Annotated in this window: 23 protein-coding genes and 1 tRNA gene; 15 read left to right on the forward strand and 9 right to left on the reverse strand. The window is 71.6% G+C overall.

The annotated features are described in order from the left end of the window. Window positions 1-35 precede the first annotated feature (35 nt). Complete coding sequence (locus ACFFHC_RS07295) at window positions 36-866, reverse strand: Rv1486c family protein (RefSeq protein ID WP_379804196.1); 831 nt, start codon at window positions 864-866, stop codon at window positions 36-38. A gap of 47 nt (window positions 867-913) precedes the next feature. Between ACFFHC_RS07295 and ACFFHC_RS07300 the strand changes: the two genes are divergently transcribed. Next, a complete protein-coding gene (locus tag ACFFHC_RS07300; protein ID WP_070705100.1) occupies window positions 914-1,711 on the forward strand; it encodes an ABC transporter ATP-binding protein in 798 nt (265 codons plus the stop codon). Then, on the forward strand, window positions 1,708-2,508 hold the full coding sequence (locus ACFFHC_RS07305; RefSeq protein WP_070705099.1) for a sulfite exporter TauE/SafE family protein: 801 nt from the start codon (window positions 1,708-1,710) through the stop codon (window positions 2,506-2,508). Before ACFFHC_RS07300 ends, ACFFHC_RS07305 begins: the two co-directional genes overlap by 4 nt. A 218-nt stretch (window positions 2,509-2,726) precedes the next feature. Here the strand turns inward: ACFFHC_RS07305 and ACFFHC_RS07310 are convergent, their stop codons facing one another. After that, the gene (locus tag ACFFHC_RS07310; protein WP_379804201.1) at window positions 2,727-3,563 is read right to left on the reverse strand and encodes an LppP/LprE family lipoprotein; all 837 of its coding nucleotides are present in this window, start codon (window positions 3,561-3,563) and stop codon (window positions 2,727-2,729) included. A gap of 144 nt (window positions 3,564-3,707) precedes the next feature. Here ACFFHC_RS07310 and ACFFHC_RS07315 point away from each other — a divergent pair, with 144 nt between their 5' ends. Next, a complete protein-coding gene (locus ACFFHC_RS07315) occupies window positions 3,708-4,520 on the forward strand; it encodes a TrmH family RNA methyltransferase (protein WP_101848963.1) in 813 nt (270 codons plus the stop codon). A 182-nt stretch (window positions 4,521-4,702) separates the two neighbouring features. Here the strand turns inward: ACFFHC_RS07315 and ACFFHC_RS07320 are convergent, their stop codons facing one another. Together ACFFHC_RS07320 and ACFFHC_RS07325 are read right to left on the reverse strand one after the other, a co-directional pair. Next, window positions 4,703-5,182 carry a DUF3037 domain-containing protein gene (locus ACFFHC_RS07320; RefSeq protein ID WP_237769761.1) on the reverse strand — a complete coding sequence of 160 codons (480 nt, stop codon included), beginning with the start codon at window positions 5,180-5,182 and terminating at the stop codon, window positions 4,703-4,705. Further along, entirely contained in the window at window positions 5,179-6,099 is a 921-nt protein-coding gene (locus ACFFHC_RS07325; RefSeq protein WP_101848962.1) for a HipA family kinase, read from the reverse strand. Before ACFFHC_RS07325 ends, ACFFHC_RS07320 begins: the two co-directional genes overlap by 4 nt. Before the next feature lie 52 nt (window positions 6,100-6,151). On the opposite strand from ACFFHC_RS07325, the gene ACFFHC_RS07330 reads away from it, so the two are divergent. Further along, complete coding sequence (locus ACFFHC_RS07330; RefSeq protein WP_379804208.1) at window positions 6,152-6,973, forward strand: lysophospholipid acyltransferase family protein; 822 nt, start codon at window positions 6,152-6,154, stop codon at window positions 6,971-6,973. A gap of 28 nt (window positions 6,974-7,001) precedes the next feature. On the opposite strand, the gene ACFFHC_RS07335 is transcribed toward ACFFHC_RS07330, so the two are convergent. After that, window positions 7,002-7,793, reverse strand: a complete 792-nt coding sequence (locus ACFFHC_RS07335) for a sigma factor (RefSeq protein WP_379804211.1) — start codon at window positions 7,791-7,793, stop codon at window positions 7,002-7,004. A 115-nt stretch (window positions 7,794-7,908) separates the two neighbouring features. Between ACFFHC_RS07335 and ACFFHC_RS07340 the strand changes: the two genes are divergently transcribed. After that, a complete protein-coding gene (locus ACFFHC_RS07340) occupies window positions 7,909-9,279 on the forward strand; it encodes a DNA polymerase IV (protein ID WP_070706234.1) in 1,371 nt (456 codons plus the stop codon). Between the two features lie 39 nt (window positions 9,280-9,318). On the opposite strand, the gene ACFFHC_RS07345 is transcribed toward ACFFHC_RS07340, so the two are convergent. Further along, entirely contained in the window at window positions 9,319-10,104 is a 786-nt protein-coding gene (locus ACFFHC_RS07345; protein WP_379804216.1) for a dioxygenase family protein, read from the reverse strand. A gap of 97 nt (window positions 10,105-10,201) precedes the next feature. Here ACFFHC_RS07345 and ACFFHC_RS07350 point away from each other — a divergent pair, with 97 nt between their 5' ends. The 6 genes from ACFFHC_RS07350 to ACFFHC_RS07375 all read left to right on the forward strand — a co-directional run bounded on the left by ACFFHC_RS07350 (window position 10,202) and on the right by ACFFHC_RS07375 (window position 13,940). Beyond that, window positions 10,202-10,960 (forward strand): hypothetical protein, encoded by a 759-nt coding sequence (locus ACFFHC_RS07350; RefSeq protein WP_379804219.1) that lies wholly within the window; start codon window positions 10,202-10,204, stop codon window positions 10,958-10,960. After that, on the forward strand, window positions 10,957-11,517 hold the full coding sequence (locus ACFFHC_RS07355) for a hypothetical protein (RefSeq protein ID WP_379804222.1): 561 nt from the start codon (window positions 10,957-10,959) through the stop codon (window positions 11,515-11,517). Before ACFFHC_RS07350 ends, ACFFHC_RS07355 begins: the two co-directional genes overlap by 4 nt. Window positions 11,518-11,675: 158 nt before the next feature. Then, on the forward strand, window positions 11,676-11,891 hold the full coding sequence (locus tag ACFFHC_RS07360; RefSeq protein ID WP_141494970.1) for a hypothetical protein: 216 nt from the start codon (window positions 11,676-11,678) through the stop codon (window positions 11,889-11,891). Between the two features lie 213 nt (window positions 11,892-12,104). Then, window positions 12,105-12,188: transfer RNA gene (locus tag ACFFHC_RS07365), tRNA-Leu, on the forward strand. 354 nt (window positions 12,189-12,542) lie between these two features. Then, window positions 12,543-13,115, forward strand: coding sequence for an isopentenyl-diphosphate Delta-isomerase (gene idi, locus ACFFHC_RS07370; RefSeq protein ID WP_070706230.1), 573 nt, complete (start codon window positions 12,543-12,545; stop codon window positions 13,113-13,115). 60 nt (window positions 13,116-13,175) lie between these two features. Beyond that, window positions 13,176-13,940: a class I SAM-dependent methyltransferase gene (locus ACFFHC_RS07375; RefSeq protein ID WP_379804227.1), complete on the forward strand. Its 765-nt coding sequence runs from the start codon at window positions 13,176-13,178 to the stop codon at window positions 13,938-13,940. Between the two features lie 4 nt (window positions 13,941-13,944). Here ACFFHC_RS07375 and ACFFHC_RS07380 read toward each other — a convergent pair whose 3' ends face one another. Continuing rightward, complete coding sequence (locus ACFFHC_RS07380; protein ID WP_237769855.1) at window positions 13,945-14,355, reverse strand: acyl-CoA thioesterase; 411 nt, start codon at window positions 14,353-14,355, stop codon at window positions 13,945-13,947. A 98-nt stretch (window positions 14,356-14,453) separates the two neighbouring features. Between ACFFHC_RS07380 and ACFFHC_RS07385 the strand changes: the two genes are divergently transcribed. After that, complete coding sequence (locus tag ACFFHC_RS07385; protein WP_083323749.1) at window positions 14,454-14,744, forward strand: hypothetical protein; 291 nt, start codon at window positions 14,454-14,456, stop codon at window positions 14,742-14,744. Window positions 14,745-14,993: 249 nt separating this feature from the next. Further along, a complete protein-coding gene (locus ACFFHC_RS07390) occupies window positions 14,994-16,436 on the forward strand; it encodes a hypothetical protein (protein WP_379804232.1) in 1,443 nt (480 codons plus the stop codon). A 39-nt stretch (window positions 16,437-16,475) separates the two neighbouring features. Here ACFFHC_RS07390 and ACFFHC_RS07395 read toward each other — a convergent pair whose 3' ends face one another. Next, entirely contained in the window at window positions 16,476-19,574 is a 3,099-nt protein-coding gene (locus ACFFHC_RS07395; RefSeq protein ID WP_379804235.1) for a restriction endonuclease, read from the reverse strand. Between the two features lie 7 nt (window positions 19,575-19,581). After that, the gene (locus ACFFHC_RS07400; protein WP_379804238.1) at window positions 19,582-21,681 is read right to left on the reverse strand and encodes a site-specific DNA-methyltransferase; all 2,100 of its coding nucleotides are present in this window, start codon (window positions 21,679-21,681) and stop codon (window positions 19,582-19,584) included. Window positions 21,682-21,842: 161 nt separating this feature from the next. Here ACFFHC_RS07400 and ACFFHC_RS07405 point away from each other — a divergent pair, with 161 nt between their 5' ends. Together ACFFHC_RS07405 and ACFFHC_RS07410 are read left to right on the forward strand one after the other, a co-directional pair. Beyond that, window positions 21,843-22,394 carry a hypothetical protein gene (locus tag ACFFHC_RS07405; RefSeq protein ID WP_379804241.1) on the forward strand — a complete coding sequence of 184 codons (552 nt, stop codon included), beginning with the start codon at window positions 21,843-21,845 and terminating at the stop codon, window positions 22,392-22,394. Window positions 22,395-22,432: 38 nt separating this feature from the next. Beyond that, window positions 22,433-24,265, forward strand: a complete 1,833-nt coding sequence (locus tag ACFFHC_RS07410) for a hypothetical protein (protein WP_379804244.1) — start codon at window positions 22,433-22,435, stop codon at window positions 24,263-24,265. The last annotated feature ends 121 nt before the right edge of the window (window positions 24,266-24,386 follow it).

Raw genomic sequence — 24,386 nt, forward strand, 5'->3', positions numbered from 1 at the left:
GTGACCCGACCCGCACGTGCCGGCCCGCGGGGCCGTCAGCGCGGGCCGCCGGAAGCCTTCCGGCGCAGGCCCCGTCCGGCCACAAGGGTTCCCTCCTCGAGGGCGTCCAGCGCGGCGTGGTGCAGCCGCGCCATGGCCTCGTGGCGGGCGCGGGTGGCCTCGCCGTGCACCGCGTGCGTGTCGCGCCCCTCGGTGGTCAGGGTGGCCACCACCGCGGCGCGCTCCAGCAGGTCCAGCACCTCCGGCTCGATGCCGGGCGGCAGGTCACCCGCGGTGCTCACCGCCGGGCCCCCGGCCCGCTGCCCGGCCCACACCGGCGTGTCGCCGAGCGGCTCGAGCACCTCCAGGCCGCGCCGCGTCGCCTCAGCCAGGGCGCGCTGCGTGCCGCGCAGGTCCACGGCCTCCAGCCGGGGCGCGGGCACCGGGGTGCACGCGATGGGCTCGACGTCCAGCAGCCACCCGCCGTCCAGCGCGTGGCCGAACGGCTCGAGGCGCAGCACCACGCCCTCGCCCAGCAACGGGGCCAGCAGCACCCCCACGGCGTCGTCGGCCATGGAGGCCCCGAGCGCCTGCGGCCCCACCGGGAAGCGCCCGGGCCGGCCGGGGCGGGGCAGCACGGCCAGCACCGTCTGCTCGCCCACGTCGCGCCAGGTGGCCACGGTGGTGCCGAGGAAGTGCGCGGCCGCGGGCGTCACCGCCTCCACGGCCTGTGCGGCACGGTCGGTGAGGTCATCGGGGTCGAGCTTGCCGCGCAGCATCGCGGTGGACCACAGGGCGGCGGTCACCACCACGGGCAGGCCGGGCGGTCCCAGGCGCGGGACGATCGGGGCGGGCGGTTGCTGGTGCGGGGGCCTTGCGTCGGACATCGGCGGCAGTCTCCCAGCCCCGACCGGCACTCGTAGACTCGCTGACCATGAGCGACGTCCTTGCCCTGGCCGATGTGACCGTGCGCCGTGGCGACCGCGAGCTGTTGAGCGGCATCGACTGGGAGGTCGAGGAGGGGGAGCGCTGGGTGGTGGTCGGCCCCAACGGTGCCGGCAAGACCACGCTGCTGCAGGTGGCCAGCGCGCGCATGCACCCCACCAGCGGTGTGGTCGGCATCCTCGGGGAGGTGCTGGGCACCACCGACGTGTTCGACCTGCGCCCCCGCATCGGGCTGTCGTCGGCCGCCCTGGCCGACCGGGTGCCCCGCGACGAGACCGTGCTGGACGTGGTCGTCACCGCCTCGTGGGCCGTGGTGGGGCGCTGGCGCGAGGAGTACGACGACGAGGACGTGCAGCGCGCCCAGGACCTGCTGGACACCCTCGGCGTGGCCCACCTGGCACAGCGACGCTTCGGCACCCTCTCGGAGGGGGAGCGCAAGCGCGTGCAGATCGCCCGTGCTCTCATGACCGACCCGGAGCTCATGCTGCTCGACGAGCCCGCTGCCGGGCTCGACCTCGGCGGGCGCGAGGACCTCGTGGGACGCCTCGGCGCGCTGGCCGAGGACCTCGAGGCCCCCGCGATGGTGCTGGTCACCCACCACGTGGAGGAGATCCCGCCCGGTTTCACCGACGTGCTCATGCTCCGTGAGGGGCGCGTGGTGGCCGCCGGCCCCCTGGAGAGCACGCTCACCGCGGAGAACCTCAGCGAGACCTTCGGCCTGGAGGTGGTGCTGGAGCGCCACGGCCAGCGCTGGACCGCCCGCGCCGCGCACCCCCGCGGAGCATGACCCCCCTCGAGCTCGCCCTCGTGGCGGCCGCCGGGCTGGCCGCCGGCACCATCAACACCATCGTGGGGTCGGGTTCCCTGGTGACCTTCCCGCTGCTCGTGGCGCTGGGGCTCACCCCGGTGGAGGCCAACATCTCCAGCAAGCTGGGCATCATCCCCGGCGGCGTCTCGGGCACGTGGGGCTACCGACACCACCTGCCGCGCGCCGGGCGGGCGCTGGCCACCCTGGCGACGTGCAGCGCGGTCGGCGGGCTGGCCGGGGCGCTGCTGCTGCTCGCCCTGCCCGGCTCGGTCTTCGATGCCGTGGTGCCCGTGCTCATCGGCGCGGCCGGGGTGCTCGTGGTCACCCAGCCGTTCATCAAGGCGCGTCTGGCGCGATCCCGGGCCACGGCACCGGCTGCTGGGGCGGCCCCGGGCGATGGTGGCGTGGGACTGCCCGAGGCCCTGCCGTGGGGCCTGCTGCTGGGGCTGGGGGCCGTGGGCGTGTACTCGGGCTACTTCGGGGCCGCCCAGGGCGTCATGTACATGGCCGTGCTGGGCCTCGGCACCGCGGCCACGGTGCAGCAGCAGAACGCCCTGAAGAACCTGCTGGCGCTGGTGTCCAACGGCATGAGCGCGCTGGTGTTCGTGGTGGTGGCCTGGAGCGCCGTCGACTGGCTGGTGGTGGCTCTGCTGGCGGCTGGCTCGGCCGTGGGCGGCATGGTCGGCGCCCGGGTGGGGCAGCGGCTCTCACCATGGGCCATCCGCGGGTGCGTGGCGGTCATCTGCGTGCTGGCCGTCATCGACCTGCTGCGGTGACCCGTACGGGCGTCGGCCCGGTGCGACGCGGGCCGACGCCCCGGTGACGGTGGCCGGCGACGCCCCCTCCTGCGCCGACGACCACCGTCACCACCTCCCCCCAGGTGAGGTGGTGGGGCCTTGCCCCACACTGCCGTCCCGCACTGTCATGGCACTGTCATGGCGCCTCCACGGAGGGACGGCCGCGGGGCAGCCCGGTGACAGGCGCTCGGCCGGCCTCAGCGCAGCTCGTGCGGCACGCCCGAGGCCACCACCTTCGAGCCGTCCCAGGTGAACCGGATGACCTCCTGACCGGTGGGCATGTGGGCCGGCTCGCCCGGCTTGGCGTACTGGTAGTGCGCCCGGACGGTCCGGTCGTCCTCCAGGTGCACGCCGGGCTGGTAGTAGGTCGGAGTCGCGAAGGAGGTCCCCAGGTACTCGCCGCGGTGGAACAGGAGCACCTGGTGCGAACCCGTCATCGCTCCCGTGGTCGACACGACGATGGCCGAGAGGTCGGCGCAGGGGTCGAAGGCGTCGCCGTAGACGCTCTGGGGCTCCATGCCGTCGAGGACGTCCCCGTGCAGCGCGACCTCGCGCGCGACGGTGGTGTCGGCGCACTCGGTGTCCGTCGTGGGCTGGCGCGAGGCCGTCGTGCTCGGCGTCGGGCTCGCGGACTCGCGCTGCGTGGTCGTCGAGGGCGTGCTCGCGGACGGGGTGGTCGACCTGGCAGGGGTGGAGTCAGCCGACTCCGTGGGGGCAGCCTCCGTCGCGCCCTGCGTGGGCGTCGCGCTCGCGGAGGGGCTCGGGGCCGACGTCGACGGTGAGGCCCCGGTGGGCTCCGCCGGCTCCGCATCGGCCGTCGGGGAGGTGGGCGTGCCGGCGGACGTCCCCGGCGACTCCTGGCCGTCCGTGCTCGCCCCGCTGGCCGGCGTCGTCCCGCCGGCGGACGTGGTCGTGGAGACCTTCGGCGGGGCCGCGGGCAGGTCCGTCGCGCCCTCGTCGCCGTCGGAGCCGCAGGCGGACAGCCCCAGGGCGCTCACCAGGCACAGGGCGACGAGGGCAGGGGACTTCTTCATGGGGCCTCCGGGGCAGGACGTCGGTGGGGCGCACCGACGGCCGCCGGGCGCGGCAAGTCTCACCCGGGCGACCTGTCACCGCGCTGTCGCCGTCGAGGGGCGCTTCCGCACCGGTGCCGGTGCCGGTGCCGGAGAATGTGCCCCATGCCCATCCCGCTCACCGATCCCCGTGACCCGCGCGTCGAGGACTACTTCGGCCTCACCGACGTGAACCTGCGCCGCAAGCTGGAACCCGAGCGGGGGCTCTACATGGCCGAGTCCGACAAGGTCATCCGCCGCGCGCTGGCCGCCGGCCACCGCCCACGCTCCCTGCTGCTCACCCCGCGCTGGGTCACCGACCTGGCCGACCTCGTGGCCGAGGTGGAGGCCACCGGCGCCCCGGTCTACGTGGCCGAGCCCCCGGTGGCCGAGGCGATGACGGGCTTCCACCTGCACCGTGGCGCGCTGGCGGCCATGCACCGCCCGGAGCTGCCCCCGGTGTCCGAGGTGGTGGCCGGGGCGCGCCGCGTGGTGGTGGTGGAGGACGTGGTGGACCACACCAACGTGGGCGCCATCTTCCGCTCCGTCGCGGCCCTGGGCGCCGATGCCGTGCTCGTCACCCCCCGCTGCGCCGACCCGCTCTACCGTCGCAGCGTCCGCGTCTCGATGGGGACGGTCTTCCAGGTGCCGTGGACCCGCATCGACCCGTGGCCCGGCGGCATGGCCGAGCTGCAGGAGGCCGGGTTCACCGTGGCCGCCCTGGCCCTGCGCGAGGACGCGCTCACCATGCGGCAGCTGGAGGCCGACCTGCCGGCGAGGCTGGCGCTGGTGCTGGGCACCGAGGGCGACGGGCTGGCCGATCGCACCGTGGCCGCCGCGGACCTGGCCGTGCGCATCCCGATGGCCGGGGGAGTGGACTCCCTCAACGTGGCCGCCGCGAGCGCCCTGGCCCTCTACGCCACCCAGCCCCGCGACTGAGGTCCCGGCCAGGCCGGCCCACGGTGCCGGTGCCGTGCCCAGCCGTCCGCCTCGAGGCACTCGTCCGCAGAAGCCCGGCTGTGGTCCACAGGTACGCCCCGTGCGCCGTACCTCTGGACCGCAGCCGGACCTTTGCAGGGAGGGGCGCAGCCGGCCAATGCGGGTGCGGGCCGGCGCGGGCGTCAGGCCACGTAGCGCTCCAGCAGCCGCGCGGTCTCGCGGCCCGGGTCGCGGGACACCCCCGAGTGCACCGGCGAGGTCTGCACCACCGTGGACCGCGGCGCCACGAGCCACCCGAAGCGCATGGCCAGCGTGTGCAGGACGTCGGCGGGCGGTCCCCCGGGCACGGGCTCGCTGCGGGCCACGCGGTCCATGGTCACGCAGAAGCGCTCCACGGCGGCCACGTCCAGGTCCGGCCACAGCGCCTGCAGGCGCGCCGCATCGATCCGCACGGCCACGTCGAGCACCGCCGCCGAGCGCGAGTGCACCACCACACCGACGTTCACGAACTCCTCGCGCTCCGGTCGTGGAACGCACCGGATGACCGCGTACTGGTACTCGTGCCAGGTCGGCGCGCCCTCCACCCGGGTGGGGCGCCGCAGCTCGCGCGTGCCGCCACCGGCCGTCCCGATGACGGTGGGCCCGGCCGCCGTCCCGCTCACCGGGGCTCCTCGCCCTGGCGCACCACCGCGCGGCGGGCCTGCATCTTGAGCGTCCGCTGCGCCTCCGCGCGCCCGGCCTCGGCCCCGGCGCGCGCGGCGGCCAGCGCGTCGTCGCCCGGCAGCCAGTGCTCGGCCCCCGCGAGACGTGCGGTGAGGAAGTCCACGTAGGCGTCGCGCACCGCATCGGCCGTGGGCAGGCCCCCGGTGGTCTCCAGCCACTCGCCGGGCACCGCGGCCACGGCCTCGCGCACCGCCTGCCCGATGCGGGGTGCAAGCTCGGCGTGCACCCGCGCCATGGTGCCGGGCTCGGCGGGCACCACCGCGGCCGTCACGTGCTGCGAGGCGTCGAAGGGCTGCCGGGCGGAGCGCGCGGGGTCCGGGGCGTGCTCGGCGGCCGTGCCCGGCCAGGCGTGGTGGAAGTACAGCGCCGCCCCGTGGTCGATGAGCCACGGCACCCCGTGCCACACCACCAGGTTGGGATTGCTCCAGGTGCGGTCCACGTTGGCGGTGAACGCGTCCAGCCACAGCAGACGCGCGGCCACCTCGGGGGCCGGGGGCACGGAGCCGTCGTACCCGTGCGCCCCGGGCAGGAAGTCGGTGCCCAGGTTGAGCCCGATGCTGGCGCGCAGCAGGTCCTGCACCTCCTCGTCGGGCTCGTAGCGGCTGAGGGCCTCGGGCAGCTCCAAGGCCACCATCTCCGGCACGGGCAGGTCCAGCGCGCGGGCCAGCTCGCCCACCACCACCTCGGCCACCAACACCTTGACGCCCTGTCCGGCGGAGCGGAACTTCATGACGTAGGTGCCCAGGTCGTCGGCCTCCACCACGCCCGGCATCGAGCCGCCCTCGCGCAGCGGGGTCACGTAGCGCACGGCGGTGCGGCGGGGCAGCTCGCCGGTGGGGTCCCAGGGGCTGGTCATGGGGCCACGGTACGTGGGCGGCTCGGCCCGCCCCGGACGTAGGCTGCGCCCCATGAGCACGCTCTACAACCTGCTGCTGCCCCCGGCCTACTCGCTGTTCGCCCTGCAGGGCCTGCGCATCCGCGTGGAGGGGCAGGACAACGTACCGGCCACCGGCGGTGCGGTCATCGCGTGCAACCACATCAGCTACCTGGACTACGTCTTCGTCGGCCTGGCCGTGCGCCACCGCCGCCGCCAGGTGCGCTTCATGGCCAAGAAGGAGCTCTTCGACCAGCCGGTGCTGGGCCCGATGCTGCGCTCCATGCGGCACATCCAGGTGGACCGCGACGCCGGCGGGTCGGCCCTGCGTCACGGCGTGGACGCCCTGCGCCGCGGCGAGCTGGTGGGCGTCTTCCCGGAGGCCACCATCAGCCGCAGCTTCGAACTCAAGGGCTTCAAGACCGGCGCGGTGCGCATGGCCGCCGAGGCGGGGGTGCCGGTCGTCCCGATGGTGAACTGGGGCTCGCACGTGCTGGCCACCAAGGGCCTGCCGCGTCACCTGGGGCGCACCGGCACGCCGGTGACCATCGCGGTGGGGGAGCCGATCCACGTGGCCCCGGACGCCGACCCGCTGCAGACGACCGAGCACCTCCGCGACGTCATGGACGAGCTCCTGCGCGCGGTGCAGGGCGAGTACGGCCCGATGCCGGAGCACCTGCGCCGCTGGGAGCCGGCCCGCTCCGGAGGCACGGCGCCCACCCTCGAGGAGGCCGACGCCCTGGACGCCCGCGACGTGGCCGAGCGCCGGCGCCGCCGGGTGGAGAAGGCCGAGCAGGCCGCCGCCCGGCGGGCGCAGGGACGTCCCCGCGGGCTGCCCCGCCTGCCGAAGCGCTGATCCCGCCGGCGGGGACGGCGCCGCCGGCTCAGGCGGTGTCCTGCCCGCGCTGCTGCTGCACCTGGGCACGCAGGGTGGTCAGGGCCCGCTGCAGCCGCCGGCTCACCTGGGCCTGGGAGATCCCCATCGACGCGGCGATGCGGCCCTGCGTCTCGTCCTCCAGGTAGCGGCGCAGCAGCACCGTCCGGTCCAGCGGGTCCAGGGCCTGCAGGTGGGGCTGCAGGGAGAGCCACTCGTCCACGTGGCCGGCCGGGGCGGCGGTGACCCACCGCGGCTCGGCCTGGTCGTCGGGCCCCTCGGGGGAGCGCCCGGCCAGGGCCCGTCGGGCCTCGCGCACCTGCGCCTCGTCCACGCCGAGCCGCTGCGCCACCTGCTCCGTAGGGGGCTCCCCGCCCACCTGCTGGCGCAGCTCGTCCTCGGTGGCCCGGACCTGCAGGGCCAACTCCTGGACGGCCCGCGGCGGGCGGACCCACCACGTGCTGTCGCGCAGGTAGCGGCGCAGCTCACCCACGATGGTGGGCACGGCGAAGGTCGAGAGGGTGGTGCCGTGGGAGGGGTCCCAGCGCTGGACGGCCAGCACCAGCCCCATGCAGGCCACCTGCTCGCAGTCGTCCACCCACGCGGGCGTGGGGGCGTGACGGCGGCCAAGACGGCGGGCGAAGGGCAGGTGGTCGGCCACCACCTCGGCCAGCTCGGCCTGGCGGGCGGCCTCGGGGAGGTCACGGGCGGCGGTCAGCCGGCGGCGCACGGACTCCGCGTCGCCGTGGGTGGGTGATCCCGGCGTCGCCCCGCGCGGGGTCTCGTCCTGGTGGTGGTGCATCAGAGCCTCCAGACATGCTGAACAGTCGTGGCGCTCTGCTGGACCACGGCGTGGATTCTGCCACGGTGGAATGCGTCTGCCGGAGGGGGACCCGCCGGTCACCTACGGTGTGCGCATGCGCCCCACCGCCTCGGTCCTGCACGTGGACCTCGACGCCTTCTTCGCGGCGGTGGAGCAACGCGACAAGCCCTCCCTGCGGGGGCGTCCGGTGGTGGTGGGTGGCACCGGACGGCGCGGCGTGGTGGCCACGGCCAGCTACGAGGCGCGTGTGTACGGCATCCGGTCGGCGATGCCGGGCTGGCAGGCCCGCGCGCTGTCGCCCGGGGGAACGGCCTTCCTCAGCGGGCGGCGCGAGGCCTACCGGGCCAGCAGCCGCGCGGCCATGGACGCCCTGCGCGCCCTGGCGCCGGTGGTGGAGCAGGTGAGCATCGACGAGGCGTACGCCGACCTGGCCGCAGGGGACGCGCCGCACCCGGTGGAGACCTGGTCGCGGCAGGACGCCGAGGCCGTGGCGCGCGAGCTGCGCTCCGCCATCGCGGGGGCCACCGGCGGGCTCACGGCGTCGGTGGGCATCGGCAGCTCCAAGATGATGGCCAAGATGGCCTCCGAGGCCGCCAAGCCGGACGGGTTTCGCGTCATCTGGCCCGGCGAGGAGGAGGCCTTCCTGGCCGGGCTGCCCGTGCGCGCCCTGCCCGGCGTGGGCCCGGCGACGGGGGACCGGTTGCGGACCTTCGGGGTGGCCACCGTGCAGGACCTGCGGCGCGTCTCGCTGGCCGACCTGGTGTCCATCCTCGGCGAGTCCTGGGGGCACGGCCTGCACGCCCTGGCCCGCGGCGTCGACCACCGCGAAGTGGTGACCCACCGGGAGGCCAAGAGTGTCTCGGCCGAGGAGACCTTCGCCACCGACCTCACCGACGTGCGCGCCGTGGAGGCCGAGCTGCGCCTGCTGGCCGAGCGCGTCTCGGGGCGGCTGCGCAAGGCCGGGCTGTTCGGCCGCACGGTCTCGCTCAAGCTGCGGCAGCACGACTTCTCCACCCACCTGCGCTCGGTGACGCTGCGCCACGGCACCGACGACGCGACCACCATCGGCGATGCGGTGGTGCGCCTCGTGGGCTCGGTGGGCCTGGGCGAGGGGGTGCGCCTGCTGGGGGTGGGCGTCTCCGGGTTCGTGGAGCACAGCCAGGGCGAACTGGCGCTCGAGGTGCACGAACCGGCGGGGACGGCGGGGGAGAGCCACACCTCGGACGTGGTGGAGCAGGCCCCCGCGCCCGAGCCGGAGGACGCGCACGACGCCCGGTTGGGGCGCACCGCGTGGCCGACGGGCTCCGACGTGGTGCACGCCGAGCACGGCGCCGGGTGGGTGTGGGGCAGCGGTCTGGGGCGGGTGACGGTGCGCTTCGAGGGGCCGCGTACCGAGCCGGGGCCGGTGCGCACCTTCGCCCACGACGACCCAGACCTGCGCCCGGCCGACCCGCCCGCCTGGTGAGGCCCGGGCGGTCGGCGCGTCACCGCATCGGGCCCGCGCTCAGGCGAAGGTCCAGGAGCGCTTGCTCAGGCCGTACCAGAACCCGTCCACAGCGGTCTCGCCCCGCGGTGTGGAGGTGGCCGAAGCCGCCCCCAGGGCCACGAACAGCGGGGCCCAGTGCTCGCTGCGCGGGTGCGCCTGGAGCGCTGCCGGGGCCTTGGCCTCCCAGTCGATGAGCGCGTCCACGTCGCCGGCGGCCACGGTCTCGGCGGCCCACTGGTCGAACTCCGCCGACGCACTCGGCGGGGTGCCGTCGGTCCCGGCGGCGGGGTTGAACCAGCGCAGGTTGTGGGTGGTGAACCCGGACCCCACGATGAGCGTGCCCTCCTGCCGCAGGGGCGCCAGGCGCTGGCCCATGGTGAACAGCTCGCGGGGGTCGAGGGTCGGCATCGAGACCTGCAGCACGGGCACGTCGGCCTCGGGGTACATCTCCACCAGGGGCACGTAGGCGCCGTGGTCCAGGCCGCGGGCCTGGTCCTGGTGCACCGGGCCCGCCTCGGCCAGGGCGCGGGCCACGGACTGCGCCAGCTCGGGCGCGGCGGGGGCGTCGTAGTTGACGTCGTAGTACTTCTGCGGGAATCCCCAGAAGTCGTAGGTCAGGGGCGCCCCGGTGGTGGAGGAGACGGTCACCGGGTCGTTCTCCCAGTGCGCGCTCACCATGAGGATGCTGCGCGGGCGCTCAATGCGGGACGACCAGTCGGCCAGCTCGCGGGTCCACGTGGGGTCGTCGGCCAGCGGGGGAGCGCCATGGGAGAGGTACAGGACGGGGAGCGAGGAGGTGGCCATGGGGCCAGCCTAGGAGATGTAGGTGATGCGTCACCCGCAAGGGGTATCACCCCGGGGGAGGAGGGCTCCCCGTCAGCCTGCTGCCAACCTTGTCGGCATGGAGTCGACCATCAATCCGGCACTCTTCCTGGCAGGTCTGGTCGGAGTCCTCCTGGTGCTCCTGGCTATCGGCACCCTGCGGGCCTGGCCCGGGCACGTGACCGAGGCGCGCATCCCCCGCCTGCGGGTCGAGGCAAGGGTGGTGCAGTCACCCACGTACCGGGCTGATCACGAGGGGGACAAGGTGGTCTACCAGCCCCTGGTGCTGGAGTACCCGGCCGCCGGCCGCGTCCACCGGTTCGAGACCACCTCCTTCCCGTCGGACCCGCAGGAGTGGACCGATCTGGTGGTGTACGCGGACTGGCCCACTCCACCGCAGTTCGCGAGCCGCGCCCACGGCCTCACGCCCCCGCGACTTCTCCACCTCGTGGCTCGCGTGCTCCTCCTCATCGCGGCGGGGCTGGGGCTCCTGGCCGTGCAGTGGGTTCTCACACCTCCATCCGATCGCCTCTTCACACTGTGCTTCACAGGCTTCTTGGTGGGCATGATTTACGGCGCCGCCCAGGTCATCTGGGGCGCCTCCGACTGGCAGGGGTCGACCCATCCCTCGCTCCGCCCCGACGCCCGGGGACGAACGATCCTGGGCCTGGTGGTCCTGGCCGCCTCCGTCGCCCTGCTGGTGGCGGCGGTGCAGGAGTCCCCCTCTCGCGCCCCCACCGCTCCGCCGCCTCCAGCCGACCCGGACGAGCAGGGCCCCCGGACTGGCCGTGGCTCGCGATGTGGGCCGGCTTCGTCGCGATGGTCGGCCCGGCCATGACCCTCTGGAACGCCAGCACGGCCACGCTGACTCCCCGCCGCTCGCGGCGCGCCGAGGTGCTGGGCCGCGTCATCGAGCCACCGGCGTGGAACCCCGACGGCAGGAGCACCTCCGACCCGCTCGTGGGGTGGGAGCTGGACGGGCGCCCCCACAGTGCCCGGGTGCACATGGTGCGGGTGGTCTCCGCGGGGCAGCCCGTGCTGCTGAGGGTTGACCCCGCAGGGCGCCGGCCCCCCGTCGAGGCCGGGGAGCACCGGCCACCCACGCCTGCAGGCCTGGCCAGGTCGCTTCTCTGGCTCACGGCGGGTGCGGCGGTGTTCCTCGGTGGTGCGTGGGCCATGGCCGCCGAGCGCGGCATCGAGTCGACGGCACCCTTGGTGGCCGGCATCTTCGGGGGAGTCGTGATGATGGCGACGGGGCCGGCGCTGGCAGGCGCCGGCTGGTCCTGGGCCTTCGGTCCGCGACGCCACGCCGTCGTGCGCGTTGCCGGCCTGGTGCTGCTGGCAGGTGGCGTGGTCTGGGCGCTCGCCGGCATCGCCATCTGGGCCACGGCCTGACCCGCCGACCACGACCAACCAGCAGCACGAGGAGGGACACCGGGGATGGACACCAGAGAACTGACGGCCTACGGCGTGATGGGCGTGCTCCTGAGCGGCGTGTACGCAGGGGTAGCCTGCAGCAGCCCCTCAGGCGGGCGCGCGCCACGGACCAGGTGATGGCGCGGGTGGTCGCCGAGGAGGCGGCCGACAGCGACGACACCGAGAAGCACCGCGTCACCGGCCGGTACGTGTTCCACGGGGAGTCCCACGAGGCCACCCTCCTGGCGCCCCGCAGCTCCACGCGCATGGGGCACATGCCCGTCCTCGTCAACCCGCGGCGACCGGGGCGACCGGGGCGGCCAGTGAGTCCTCGGTCGCCGTACAACATCTGAGGGGCCGTCGCCGCGGGCCTTCTCCTGCTGGCCAGCTCGGTGGTCCTGGCGCTCGCCTTCGTGGACTACGCGCAGCAGGTCGGGGACGTGTGGCGCGCCGCGGGCACGGTCGCCCTCTGGACCGGCGCACATGATCGACCCAGTGGCGCGGAGCACCGGCAACCGCGTGCTAAAGTTCTCTGTCGTTGCCCACCGAGGTGGGTGGCACCACTCGTCCGGGTGGCGGAATGGCAGACGCGCTAGCTTGAGGTGCTAGTGCCCGTAAAGGGCGTGGGGGTTCAAGTCCCCCTCCGGACACAGAATCGAGGGCCGCATCCCAGCAGGGGTGCGGCCCTCGTCGCATGCCAGGGCCGGCGATTCCAGACCGCGGACGAGCGCCGAGGACGCCGGCCAGCGCGGGGTGGTGGGGGGCGTTGACGCGCCTGGTGCGCGCGGCCACACCCCTGGCGACCGTGGGCAACCGGTCGACCCTGCAACAGTCCCCAGGTCAACCGGTTGCCCACCGTGGGCTGTCTCGGGGCTCGGCGAGGCGGCGGGGGGGCGTGGTCTCGGGGCGCCTCCCACCCACAGCCAGGCCTCGCCAACCCGGCAGCCTCACACGAACAGCCCGACCGTCACCCGGCTCCTGACCAAGCCGACTAGGGTCGCGCCATGACCGGGCGCGCGCAGACCGAGACCCCCGAGCTGGTGGAGCTGCTGGCCGAGGACGGCTCCGTCATCGGCACCGCGGACAAGGCCGAGGTGCACACCGACGCCACACCCCTGCACCGCGCGTTCTCCGTGCACCTGCGCACGCCCGACGGCCGCGTGCTGCTCACCCGCCGCGCACTGGGCAAGGTGGCCTGGCCGGGGGTGTGGACCAACACCTGCTGCGGCCACCCGGCGCCGGGGGAGTCCGACGAGGGCGCCATCCGCCGCCGCCTGGCCCAGGAGCTCACCATCCCGGCCGATGCGGTGGGCGCGCCGGTGCCCGCCCTGCCCGACTTCCGCTACCGGGCGGTCGATGCCGGCGGGGTGGTGGAGCACGAGGTGTGCCCGGTCTACGTGGCCGACCTGCTGGTGGACCCGGCCACGCTGCCCTCACCCAACCCCGACGAGGTGGCCGAGACCGCGTGGGCGCCCTGGACCGATGCCGTGGCCGCACTCCGTGCAACACCGTTCGCCTTCAGCCCCTGGTTCGTGCTGCAGGCCCGCGACCCGCGGCTCAACGCTCTGCTCACCTGAGCACCGCAGGCGCCTCGCCTACCCTTGGGTGAGAACCGTTCGCACATCGAGGGGATGCGCATGCGACACACCGACCCGTACGACGCCATCGCCGTCGGCGCCCAGTTCTACGAGCTCAACCACGGCGCCCAGGTGCGCCACCGCGTCGAGAGCCTGCTGCCACACATCTCCCCGCCGCGGGTGGGCGTGCTCGACGTGGGTGCCGGCAGCGGCACCCCCACCCTGGCGATGGCGCGCACCTGGCCGGGGGTGCCGGTCCACGCCGTGGAGCCGTCGCGGAGCATGCGCATCGCACTGCTCACCCGCATCGCCGAGGAGGGGGACCTGCAGCGGCAGGTGACGGTCCACCCCGTGGCGGCGCACGAGCTCACGCGCACCGGTTTCGTGGACCTGGTGACCGCGTTCTGGGCCCTGGGCATGGTGGAGCCGGACCACTGGGAGGCCACGCTGAACGCCCTGGTGGGGGCGCTGGTGCCCGGCGGGGCGCTGCTCACAGAGTCGTCGCTGGGGGAGGCCGAGGAGGACGCCGCAGCGGTGCAGGACTACCGCGGCAGCACGCGGCTGGGGGAGCACACCATCGAGCACGGCGGGCACGTGGAGACCGCGCCGGACGGCAGCGGATACGGGGTGTTCACCTACCGCTGGCTCGATGCCGACGGGCACCTGCTGTACGAGGACCACGACCACTACGAGCACCGCCCGGGGCACGCGCGGCCCGACCTGGCGGGCAGCCTGGAGGCGCGCGGGATGGTGGCCGAGCGGGAGCTCGACGACCCGGCGGCCCCGGGCGCGCACCTCACGCTGTGGCGGCGCCCGGCGGTCTGAGGCCTCAGCCGACCTGCGGCAGGGGGCGCGGGCGGCCGTTGTCGTCGGTGGCCACGAAGGTGAACAGCCCGCAGGTGATGAGCTCCTCGGCCTCAGAATGGCGGTCGCGAGCCCATGCCTGCACGGCGACCTTCATCGAGGTGCGGCCCTCGTGCTCCAGGTGCGTGTAGACCGTCACCTCGGCGCCCACGGTCACCGGCCGGACGAAGGACATGCTGTCCACCGCCACGGTGGCGGCACGGCCCTTGGCCCGCAGGGAGGCCAGGGACCCGGCCGCCAGGTCCATCTGCGACATGAGCCAGCCACCGAAGATGTCTCCGTACGGGTTGGCGTCGGCCGGCATGGCGGTCACGCGGATGCTGGGGTGCCAGTCGGCCGGGGGAGTGGTGGGCTCGGGGTCAGGCGTGTGGGGCACGGGGTTCCTCTCGGGGGGGGGATGGGCTGGGGCCGTGTTCACCGTACGCGCCGGCGGCACCCCATCGACCGGGCCCTGCGACGTGAAAGGCTGACGGCATGGGCATCGCGAACTTCCTCGGCCTCACCGGCGGCGTGGACACCGAACGGGAGGTGGTCCGCCTGCGGCGCAGGGTGGCCACCCTCGAGGCGCAGGTGGCGGAGTTGGCCCGTGCCACCGGGGCCGACCTGCGCTTCGTGGCGCCGGAGCCGGCGGTGTCGGACGAGGTGCGCCAGCTGGCCCTGTCGGGCCGCCAGATCGCGGCCATCAAGCTGCACCGGGAGCAGACCGGTGCGGGTCTGGCCGAGGCCAAGCAGCACGTGGACGAGGTGGTGGACGGCCGCGCCTGAGTCCCGCCGCGGGCACAGAGAAGCGCCGCGGGTGAGATCGAGGGCGCCACTGCGGGGGTGGGTGCCGGTGGGGCTGTGGACGAGTGGCGTGAGCCGCTGGAAGTCCACAGGGGGCTGAGCTCCGCCGGCCCCGCACTGCGGAGGTTGTCGGAGGGTGGGCATACGACTGGACACACCAGCGCCCCCCCCTGACAAGGAGCACGTCATGCACAGCAGCGTCCGGAACGCCCCCACCCGGGGAGGCCAAGCATGAGTGCCCGCACCTGGCACGCACTCGGCCTCGTGCCGTCCACGCTGGGAGGGTTCGCCATCACCTCGGTGGTCATCGGGCTGCTCCCGTGGGCAGCGGTCATCGCCTTGATGGCGGGCTGGGGCCTCTGGGTGCTCCTCGCCGCGCTCGGCAGGGGTGAGGGACCCTTGGCAGCCCTGGAACTCACCGGGACCCGTGGTGTGCACCCCACCGAGGCGGCTGGTGCCCACCAGCTGCTGGCCGCCGCCGGAGCACCCCCGGGACATGCTGTGGTCCGCATCGGCCAGGAGAGCCCGGTGATCCACCGGTGGGGGCGCCGAACGGTCGTGTTGCCCTGGTGCGTGCTGGACGAGCGCGTGCTGCCCAGGGCCGAGGCGGTGCACCTGGTGCGTCTCTCCCTCACCGCCACCCCGGGCCCGCTGGGCGGTCCGGTCTGGGCGGCGTTGCGCGTTCCGTGGTCGCTCACCGAGAGGCTGGTCCTGTGGCCGGTGGCACGGGCCACCAGCGTGCTGCCTCTCGTCCACTGGGCATGGAGCATGCGCTGGATCTGGTTCGTGGCGGGGCCGCTGGTGGCGTGGAACACCGGCGACGTCATGAACGCCATCTCGCCGTGTGCCTTCGTGACGCTGACCTACCTGCGGCCCATGGCGCAGGCGATGGAGACCCGTGCGCTCACCCGGGCTGTGGCCGAGGCCGAGCACCACGAGCAGACCACCGGGAACCCGATGTTGTCGGAGGACGCCGGTACCAGTGGAGTCACACCCCGAACCTCTCAGGAAGGACGCACCATGAACACCGACCCGACCCAGCCGACGCCCGAGGAGGGCACGCCCGCCACGTGGGAGCAGTTCTTCCACGCCGTGGAGGCAGTGGCCGTCGAGTTGGTACCGGCGCTGCTCACGGACGATGCCCAGGACTCCGTCGACACCAACGGCGTGGGCGACCTCATAGACGACCACGGCCCCGGTGTCGTGCTCATGGCCATGGCCCTCGTGGTCTCCGAGGCCGAGACGCAGGTGGGCGCGGCATCGCTGCACATGATGGCGAGCTCCGGCGAGGCCGGCATGCGACTGCCGGGCTGGCTGCCCGCCCCGGACGAACTGTTCCGCCCCGGTGAGCCGCTGGACGCCGAGCTGCTGGCTAAACATCACCGTGCGGACCTGCACAGGATGTCCGAGGAGGCCCGGGCGTCGGGCGAGGAGGAGGACACGGCCTTCGGTGACGCACTGGCCGAGGGCCTGCAGCTCATGACCCTGTGGCACGAGGGCGACGGAGCAGGCTTCCTGGAGAACCTGGGCACCCGCGACGTGGAAGGCAGCTTCTTCGTGCTGCACCTGCTGTTCCAGGTGGCCACGGTGCGCACCATGGACGTGACCGGGTGGACGCCCGCGCAGACCCGGCAGGACCTCACGGCTGCGCTGATGGCCGCCCAGCAGGCGTGAACCTGGAGATCCCGATCACGCCACGTTGCCCGCTCGCTGCTACCGCGGTGACCGCGAGCCAGCAGCGGGCAACGTTCCCCACTGCCGCTCGAAGTGCTTCATGTCAGAGACAGCCTTGAGGTATGTCACGGGGGAATTGCCGTCCCACGTGGTGTTCACGACCCGGAAGTGCCGCTCGGCCGCCTCCACCTTGGCGCGCTGAACCGGAGGAAGCTTGCGCACGTCGTCCACGCCCTTCGTCTCCACCACGAAGAACAACCGCTCCCGGCCACCCTCGTCGACGACCACGGCCCAGTCCGGGTTGTACGAACCCAGGGGCGTCGGGATCGTGAACCATGCTGGCAACTTGGCGTAGACCTTGACTTCGTCAGCAACCTCCAGAGCCTTGACGAAGTTCTCCTCGACGCCAGAGTCCACGACCGCGTGGGGCCAGATGGACTTGGCGAGCGTCAACGGCCCCGCATTGTCATCGTCCATCACCACGTTCCCGTGCAGGTGGCCCACGAGTTCTTCATCCATGAGCCGCTGCCGCGGGTAGGGGTCCCCTTCGAGCAGGTCGTAGACGATGCCCGACATGAGGGCCGCTTCCTTGGTGGTGTTGATGACCTGTGCAACTTCCACCACGTAGTCCATGGGGTTGCGTCGGAACTGGTCCAGCGAGTCGGCCTCCAAGAGGACCTTCGCAAGCGTCCGCCGGGTGAGGCCCGTGCGTCCCTGGAGTTCGGTGAGGATGTCCGGCAGGGGCCCGGGCGGCAGCATCTCCTGTCGGTCACCCTGCCGCGTGAGATTCGCCTCCACGCCGCCGCGGTCCTGATCAATCCGTGCGGTGTCCCAACTGAACTGGCGGGGGAGCGTCCGGACCTCACGCACCTTCTCCACACACGCAGCGACCAACTCCTCGCTGTCCACATCCACTCGATAGACGGTCCGGCCACTGATGCGATCCCACAAGGCGCGGAACGGTTCGGAGTCCACCAAGCCAGGCTCCGGCCGCCCGATCTCGATGCGGTGATCCGCAGCCTTCACCTCGAGCCGGCCAGCGATCTTCCGCAGCAGAGGCAGGACCTGGGCCCGCACATCCTCAAACTGCTCCGGGAGGTCCACGGTTTCAGCCTGCAGATCCTCTCGCAGACGTTCCGTCACGCCGCCCTCGCCATCCACGTATCCCGTTGCATGAAGGGCTTCCCACAGCTCCGCGGATGCTTCTGCGCCGAGCGGCTCCACGGTCGGCTCACCGGACTCGCTCTCCCGGCGCACCCTGAGGTGCATGAACGTTCCACGCTCGATTCGGCCGAACACGATCCCCAGATCCTCGGAGAGCTCTCGCTGGAGACCGTCGGCGAAGGCCTGGTAGCTCTCGTCGGCAATCACCGTCAGGCGGTTGATCTGGTGTCCAGACGTCCGCTCGCCGTCGCTGTCGACGGCCAACCGGAGTCCGCGCCCCAGGATCTGGCGCCTCTTCTGAACGGTCCCGATGCTCCGCAGGGAGCAGATCTGGAAGACGTTGGGGTTGTCCCACCCTTCGCGCAGAGCGGAGTGCGAGAAGATGAACCGCAAAGGTTCGTCGGGCGACGTGAGACGCTCCTTCTCACGCATGATGAGTTCGTAGGCTGCTTGGGCATATTCCCGCCCATCCGCGTTGCGCTCGGTGGTGTCCACGGACCGACCCGCGCGGTCCACCGAAAAGTACCCCTCGTGAGCAGCCGAGGCGTCGTTGGCCCCCAGCGCAGCACGGAGGTCCGCGTATCGAGGCTCACCGACGAGGGCGGAGTACTCCTCCTCGAACATCTTCTGGTAGGCGCCTCGCCGGACCTCACCGCCCTCCCCGTAGGCGCGGTATTTGGCCACCTCATCGATGAAGAACAGCGAGAGCACCTTGATCTGACGCCCCTCGCGCAGGAAGAGGGATTCCTTCTCCAGGTGCTCGCGGATGGTCTTACGGATCATCAGCCGCGCCCGCGCGTCGTCCTTGAGGTCCTCGCCGATCGCCTGCCCCTCGGCAATGGGTCCGGCGTGCGTGCTGAGTTCGACGCCAGCAGATCCTTCAGACGCATCGATCCCCGTCACGAGTGTTCCGGCGTAGATCTCATTGCCGGTGACGTCCCGCAGGTCGTCACCGTCCCGCACGGTCTTGGTGACGCGACTCAGGCTTCCGTCGGCACGGATGAGATCCAGTTCCAAGCGGGCTGTCAAAGACCTTCGTGTCGCCCTCACCGAGACAACTCGAACGTAGCCGTTCGCCCCGCTCCCCGTCTCCCGGAGCGCGGCCACCTCGATCTGCTTGACCAACTGCTGCTGGTAGGCATCCACTGCATCCAGACGGTGGATGAGATGAGAACCGTCACCCCGGGGCGGAGTGGCGGAAAAGTTGAAGGTGGCCAGTGCCCCCAGCCCCTCGACCGCCCTGCGCCCCTGCCCCTTCTGCGCCCCCCTGGCCTGCCCGGAATCGCCGTAGACCGACTGCGGCTCGTCCACGATCACCACCGGCCGGGTCGCACGGATGAAGTCGGCAGGGCTCTCGTATCCCAGGGACTCGACACGCCGATAGAGCAGGTTGCTGTCCTTGTTGATGGCTCCCACCGTCACCACCATGAACTGCACGGTGCTGGCCACGGCGAAGGTCCTGATGCGTCCCATCCGAGAGGAGTCGTAGGCGAAGGCATCGAACACGACACCGTCGTATAGACGCGTGAAGTGGTCGCGCAGCATCTCGAGAGATTTCATGACGCCCTCGCGAATCGCGACAGACGGAACCACGATGACGAACTTGGTGAACCCGTGACGTCTATTGAGCTCCAATGCTGAACGCAGGTACACGTACGTCTTGCCCGTCCCGGTTTCCATCTCGACCGTGAACGACCGGCTGCTGACGTCATGGCTCTGGGGGAGGGCGTTGGCCGCCTGTACTCGGTTGGTGTTGCGGAGCAGCTCAGGAAGGTCCAACTGACACTCGTTGCTGACGCCTTCGGCACCGGTCACGGCGCTGAAGGCGTCGTCGGACAGGGGGACCAGATCTGCCGGAGATTGCTTGAGCACGGTGAACGCGCCCTGCCCCAACGACTGTCCTGCGAAGATCTCCACCACGCTGTCGATGGCAGCCTGCTGGTGGGGAAGCGAGTCCTTGAAAGTGAACTTCATGGCTGCCTCAGACGGTGGTCATGGACGGGAACCCGCCCTGCACGAGGGCCTCAGCGGTGTTGAGCTTGGCACTGTCGTCCCTGAACGCGTTGTCCCGGAAGATCACCTGGGTTTCGGCGCTCCCCTGCTCGGTCCTCCATGCGATGATGCCGGTTGCAATCTCCTGGCCGGCAGCGCGGTCCACATCTCCGGCGAGGCAGAGGTACATGGCCCCTTCACCGAGCGAGTACACCGTCCGTCCGCTCATCTCGCGGCTCTCGACCACCGTGGTCAGATCCAGCCCCAGACGCAAGGTCATCTCGGTGAGCAGGTCCTCCTCCGAACGCCCGGCGTCCAGGTTGTCGGCTGCGGCACGCAGCTGGTCCTTGAGGTCCTCCCAGTCGCCAGTCCAGGGACGGATGGCGGAGTCCTCCAGCCGGTAGGCGCGGAAGCCCACGTCCAGCGGCCTCGTGTCAACATCGTCAGCGGGAGCTGTCTGTACATCGATGCCCCCCTCAGTGTCACCGCTGGAATCAGGCTCAGCCGTCTCCACCAGACGACGACCGGCACGCCGCACGCGTTCCCGCGTGACGTCCACGATAGAAGCGAACTCCTCACTCTGGGTGGCCTCATCCAGTTGCACCAACACGAAGCGCCGCGAACCGCCGTCCTGCTTGTTCTGGGCCATGACGGCCTCGGCCGCCGTGCCCGACCCGGCGAAGAAGTCCAACACCAGCGAGTCAGGCTGCGTGGCGACCTGCACGATGCGCTGAATGAGCTTGACGGGCTTGGGCGTGTCGAACGGCTGTCCTTCTGGGAACAGGGCATTCAACGACCTCTTGGCACCATCGGTGTGGCCGGCGTCCTCGTGCTCCCAGAGATCGGTCACCACGAGCCCCGCGGAGGGGTCAAGATGCTGCTTGCGCGCCAAGCCGCCTGCACCACCCTTCGTGAAAAACAGAGCAGGCCAGTTCCCCTTCTCGCGCCGGGCAGCTGCTCTCTTGCGAGCCTCCTCCAGTGAGACGTCCAAGACGAACGCCGGAACCTGCGCTTTGACCTCCTCTGGCGCCACACCGCAAATCTTTGCGCGCCGCGCCGCGTCATCGAGCACTTCGCGACGGTACGGGGCCCACTCGTTCAGCACTTCGAACACCGTATTCGGGCTCACCCGCCAACAAGCCCCCTGGTTCGGGTAGAGGATTTCCCCGGTCATCGGGTGCTGGATGCCGTAAACCATGGGCTGGTTGGTCCCAGCCTTTCCCGCCGTAGCGTCTCCGGCCTTCCACGGCACCGAGTCCCCATCCCTGCTCGAATACCGCGCGTCCATTTCCTCCGTGCGCGGCAGGCGGTTGAGGCGAAACTCCGGCGACTTCCGATAGACGATGACCATGTCCACCACCGACGAGACACCCTGCGCGTCGTTCCGCGGCGAGTAGGTCTTCTGCCAGGACATCTCCCCGACGAAGTTCTCCTCCCCGAAGATCTCGTCACAGATCATGCGGCAGTGGGCGTTCTCCGTGTGGTCCAGCGTGATCCAGATGCTGCCGTTCTCGGCAAGGAGTGTGCGCGCGAGAACCAACCGGGGGTACATCATCGAGAGCCAGGCCGAGTGGCGGCGCCCCTCGTAGTTGGAGACGCTGCGCAACTTGACCCCGGCCTCCGAGACCCTTCCCGTGGCCTCGTCGTACTCGTCCTTGGAGAGGGTGAAGTCGTCGTCGTAGACGAAGTCCCGGGCCGTGTTGTACGGCGGGTCAATGGTGATGAGGCCGACCTTGCCCGCGTACGACTTCAACATGGTCTTCATCACCTCGAGGTTGTCGCCCTCGATGACCAGGTTCTTCGTGTCCTCCCAGTCCTTGGACTCCTCCACCAAGGGGACCAGCGTCTTGGTCGACGGGACATGCGCCAACCTCCGGGCAGCCCCCTTCCCGGGCCACGACAGACCGAAACGCTCAGTCCCCTCGGTACCTCCGTCGTCCCCCATCAGGGCCCGCAGGGCCTCTACATCGAGCCCCGCCTCGGTCACCGCGGCGGGGAGTACCTTCTGCAGGGCCTCACGGACGGCAGCGGCCGGGTCCTCCACCCACTCCGTCTGGTTCTCATGCATCGGGGTCACGTTCGGGCTCACCGGGCGCTCCTTCTACGAGGTTCGAGGCCGCCACAGTATGTCCCGGCACCGACAGCCGGCGTGGACCGGCCCGCCCGACGAGGGCCGTGGATCGTTCGGCCAGTGTGTCGGTGGTCAGGTGTACAGGTGGGACCCCCAGTCAAGGAGGACTCGTGTCACCTGTGTCCATTCTCGTCGTCGGCGCCCCCGCCCTGGCATACGCCTGCTTGGTCACGCTCGGCCTGTACCTGCCACCGGCGCCCTCACCTCGGTCCGCGTCGCTCGTCCGTCTCGTCGGCTTGTTCCGCTCCTTGCGAGCGGCGCTGATTATGGTGTTCGCGGCCGCTGTGGGGGTGGACATGACCCTGCGGATGCAGGCGCCTGATCCCACCCGGGCCGTGGCGGAGCACATGAAATTTGTCATGGAAGTCGCTGTGGTGTCCTCTCTGCTCTGGCATTCGCTGGCTCTCTGGTGGGATCTGGTGCGTGCCGGCAAACCAGGGCGCGACAGTGCGCGACGGCGCATGGTCACGCGGTGGTGCAGCGGTCGCACCAACGCAACCTCCCGCGTGATGCACACCGTGAGCCAGGTGTTCACGTGGACCACTGGGCCGCTGGTTGGATTCTTCGTGGCCTACCTGGGCTCGGTCGTGGTCGCCATGTTCATTCTGTGGGGCGTCCCGGCATGGGTGGGGACCGTCACGTCGCCGGAGGTTGTCGGGAGTCACCGGTAGAGGTGGAGGCACACGACCACAGCAAGGGAGGGAACCCCGTGAACCGTGTGAACCCCGAACCCGAGGGGATCCCGCTGGAGGAGATCCAGTGGGCCCTGGAGCTGTACGCCCTGCTCAACGAACCGTCCGAGACCGCGGACGTGACGCCATTCTTGGCGGAGCACGGTGAGGGAGTGCTCCTGAAGACAGCCATGAACCTGGTGCAGGTGGCCCTGAACCAGCTGGCCGATGTTGTGCTCCAGATGCCCGAGCGGAACGTGGACTACGTTCCCCCGGCGTGGCTCGATCGGGACCAAGAGCGAGCGCAGGACGCGACCCGCCAGACGAAGGACGTGGCCGAGGCCTACCTGAACTACCTGCAGGACGTGGTGGCCATGTGCCAGACGAACCCGCAGGTGGGGGACGAAGTCTTCCTCGACGGCCTTGCGCCAGGCCTGGGGCTCATCGAGGCGTGGCGCACCGGAGACGTCGACGTGGTCGCGCGAGTGGTCACGCACCATGGGTTCGACCGCACCGTGGCGTCCCTGGTGCACATCCTCAGGGCCATCATCAACACGTCCGCGTCCGAGCGTGGCTGCGACGACGAGGACGCACGCGCCCACCTGCAGTACCTCCTGGTGGTCCACCGCAGCAGGTTGGAGAGGGAACAGCCCTCCGACGTGGACGAGGAGGAGGTCGTTGCGCTCGCACGAGAGCTTCTCCCTCTGGTGGTCGGCAGGGCCAGCAAGCAGTGGATGGACCGCACCGGCATCGACGCACTGGTACGCGACCACGGCACCACGCGGGTGCTCCTGGCCATGTGCCTGCTGACGCAGTACGCCGAGGAGACGCTCGGCCGTGTTCTCCGTGCCCTTCTGGAGCGCACAGGCGTGCCGGTGCCCCCGATGGCGAACTGGCTGCCCCGATCACCGCTGCTCGAACAGGACCGGACCCCCACCGCCACGGAGCTCACCCAGCTGCACCGGGAGGGGCTGTGGGCCCTGGCTCGCACAGGTCGGGAGGACCACGACGAAGGCCTCCGGGAGTCCGCGTCGTGCCTGCACACGGGGCTGGAGCTCGTGGACGCCTGTGATCGCAGGGACTCCGAGGACTTCCTCTTCCACGTCGGCGGGGCCGGTTTCGAGAAGAGCCTCGATCACGTGTACCTGGTCTTCCGCCTCTGCGCCGACCGAGTGGAGGAGATCACCGCAACGCCGGCGGCAGAGGTGTTCCTCCCCGAACAGCCCAGTGAGGAATCGGTGGAACGCGCGAACGGCCCCGAACCGGAGGGGGCAGGCATGACTCCGGAGACCATCATCGCCGTGGCCGGCGAGCTCGTCCCGCTCCTTCTCGGCGAGGACCCCCGAGTCACGCTCGGCGGTCAGGCACTGGAGGCACTCATGCAACGGCACGGCGCAGACGTCGCGGTGATGGCCATGAGCAGCCTGGTGACGGCAGCTGACCTCCACCTGGGTCAGGCGGTGGTGAACGCCGTGCTCGCCGGCGGCGGACAAGGCACGTGCGCCCCGGCGTGGTTGCCTGACGAAACTCTGTGGATGTCCCCAGACAACCCGCTGGCGCTGCCGACGGTGGTGGCCCACCACCATGCCAGCCTCCACGAAGTGGTGGCGATGGCCGAACAGGGAAACGACCACGAGGCCCTGGACCTGGCCTCGCTCGCAGAGGGGTTGGAGACGCTGGAGGCCTGGCAAGCGGGGCACGTCCACCGGTATCGCGAGGGCCTGGAGGCCCGCGGGCCGTTCACTACCATCCTCAACCTCTACGTCGTCCTCCGTCTGACGGTGAACCGGATTCTGGAACTCACCGGAGAATCACCCCAGAAGTTGCGCGATGACCTCCAGCAGCAGTACACATCCGCCCCACTCACCTGACCAATCCCAGCCCATCCCGCTGCTCAGCAAGGAAACAGCCATGGCCCGTCCCCAGAACCCCGAGCGCGACCGGACCCCGCTTCCCAAGGGGCCCGACTACGACACGTACTACGACCCGCGA

Source organism: Kytococcus schroeteri (assembly GCF_042433515.1).
Classification (GTDB): Bacteria; Actinomycetota; Actinomycetes; order Actinomycetales; family Dermatophilaceae; genus Kytococcus; species Kytococcus schroeteri.

What these genes read in the sequence shown, in the direction of transcription:
- ACFFHC_RS07295 (WP_379804196.1), bottom strand. Translation starts at nt 866, where the DNA reads ATGTCCGACGCAAGGCCCCCGCACCAGCAACCGCCCGCCCCGATCGTC.
- ACFFHC_RS07300 (WP_070705100.1), top strand. Translation starts at nt 914, where the DNA reads ATGAGCGACGTCCTTGCCCTGGCCGATGTGACCGTGCGCCGTGGCGAC.
- ACFFHC_RS07305 (WP_070705099.1), top strand. Translation starts at nt 1,708, where the DNA reads ATGACCCCCCTCGAGCTCGCCCTCGTGGCGGCCGCCGGGCTGGCCGCC.
- ACFFHC_RS07310 (WP_379804201.1), bottom strand. Translation starts at nt 3,563, where the DNA reads ATGAAGAAGTCCCCTGCCCTCGTCGCCCTGTGCCTGGTGAGCGCCCTG.
- ACFFHC_RS07315 (WP_101848963.1), top strand. Translation starts at nt 3,708, where the DNA reads ATGCCCATCCCGCTCACCGATCCCCGTGACCCGCGCGTCGAGGACTAC.
- ACFFHC_RS07325 (WP_101848962.1), bottom strand. Translation starts at nt 6,099, where the DNA reads ATGACCAGCCCCTGGGACCCCACCGGCGAGCTGCCCCGCCGCACCGCC.
- ACFFHC_RS07330 (WP_379804208.1), top strand. Translation starts at nt 6,152, where the DNA reads ATGAGCACGCTCTACAACCTGCTGCTGCCCCCGGCCTACTCGCTGTTC.
- ACFFHC_RS07335 (WP_379804211.1), bottom strand. Translation starts at nt 7,793, where the DNA reads ATGCACCACCACCAGGACGAGACCCCGCGCGGGGCGACGCCGGGATCA.
- ACFFHC_RS07340 (WP_070706234.1), top strand. Translation starts at nt 7,909, where the DNA reads ATGCGCCCCACCGCCTCGGTCCTGCACGTGGACCTCGACGCCTTCTTC.
- ACFFHC_RS07345 (WP_379804216.1), bottom strand. Translation starts at nt 10,104, where the DNA reads ATGGCCACCTCCTCGCTCCCCGTCCTGTACCTCTCCCATGGCGCTCCC.
- ACFFHC_RS07350 (WP_379804219.1), top strand. Translation starts at nt 10,202, where the DNA reads ATGGAGTCGACCATCAATCCGGCACTCTTCCTGGCAGGTCTGGTCGGA.
- ACFFHC_RS07355 (WP_379804222.1), top strand. Translation starts at nt 10,957, where the DNA reads ATGACCCTCTGGAACGCCAGCACGGCCACGCTGACTCCCCGCCGCTCG.
- ACFFHC_RS07360 (WP_141494970.1), top strand. Translation starts at nt 11,676, where the DNA reads ATGGCGCGGGTGGTCGCCGAGGAGGCGGCCGACAGCGACGACACCGAG.
- idi (WP_070706230.1), top strand. Translation starts at nt 12,543, where the DNA reads ATGACCGGGCGCGCGCAGACCGAGACCCCCGAGCTGGTGGAGCTGCTG.
- ACFFHC_RS07375 (WP_379804227.1), top strand. Translation starts at nt 13,176, where the DNA reads ATGCGACACACCGACCCGTACGACGCCATCGCCGTCGGCGCCCAGTTC.
- ACFFHC_RS07385 (WP_083323749.1), top strand. Translation starts at nt 14,454, where the DNA reads ATGGGCATCGCGAACTTCCTCGGCCTCACCGGCGGCGTGGACACCGAA.
- ACFFHC_RS07390 (WP_379804232.1), top strand. Translation starts at nt 14,994, where the DNA reads ATGAGTGCCCGCACCTGGCACGCACTCGGCCTCGTGCCGTCCACGCTG.
- ACFFHC_RS07395 (WP_379804235.1), bottom strand. Translation starts at nt 19,574, where the DNA reads ATGAAGTTCACTTTCAAGGACTCGCTTCCCCACCAGCAGGCTGCCATC.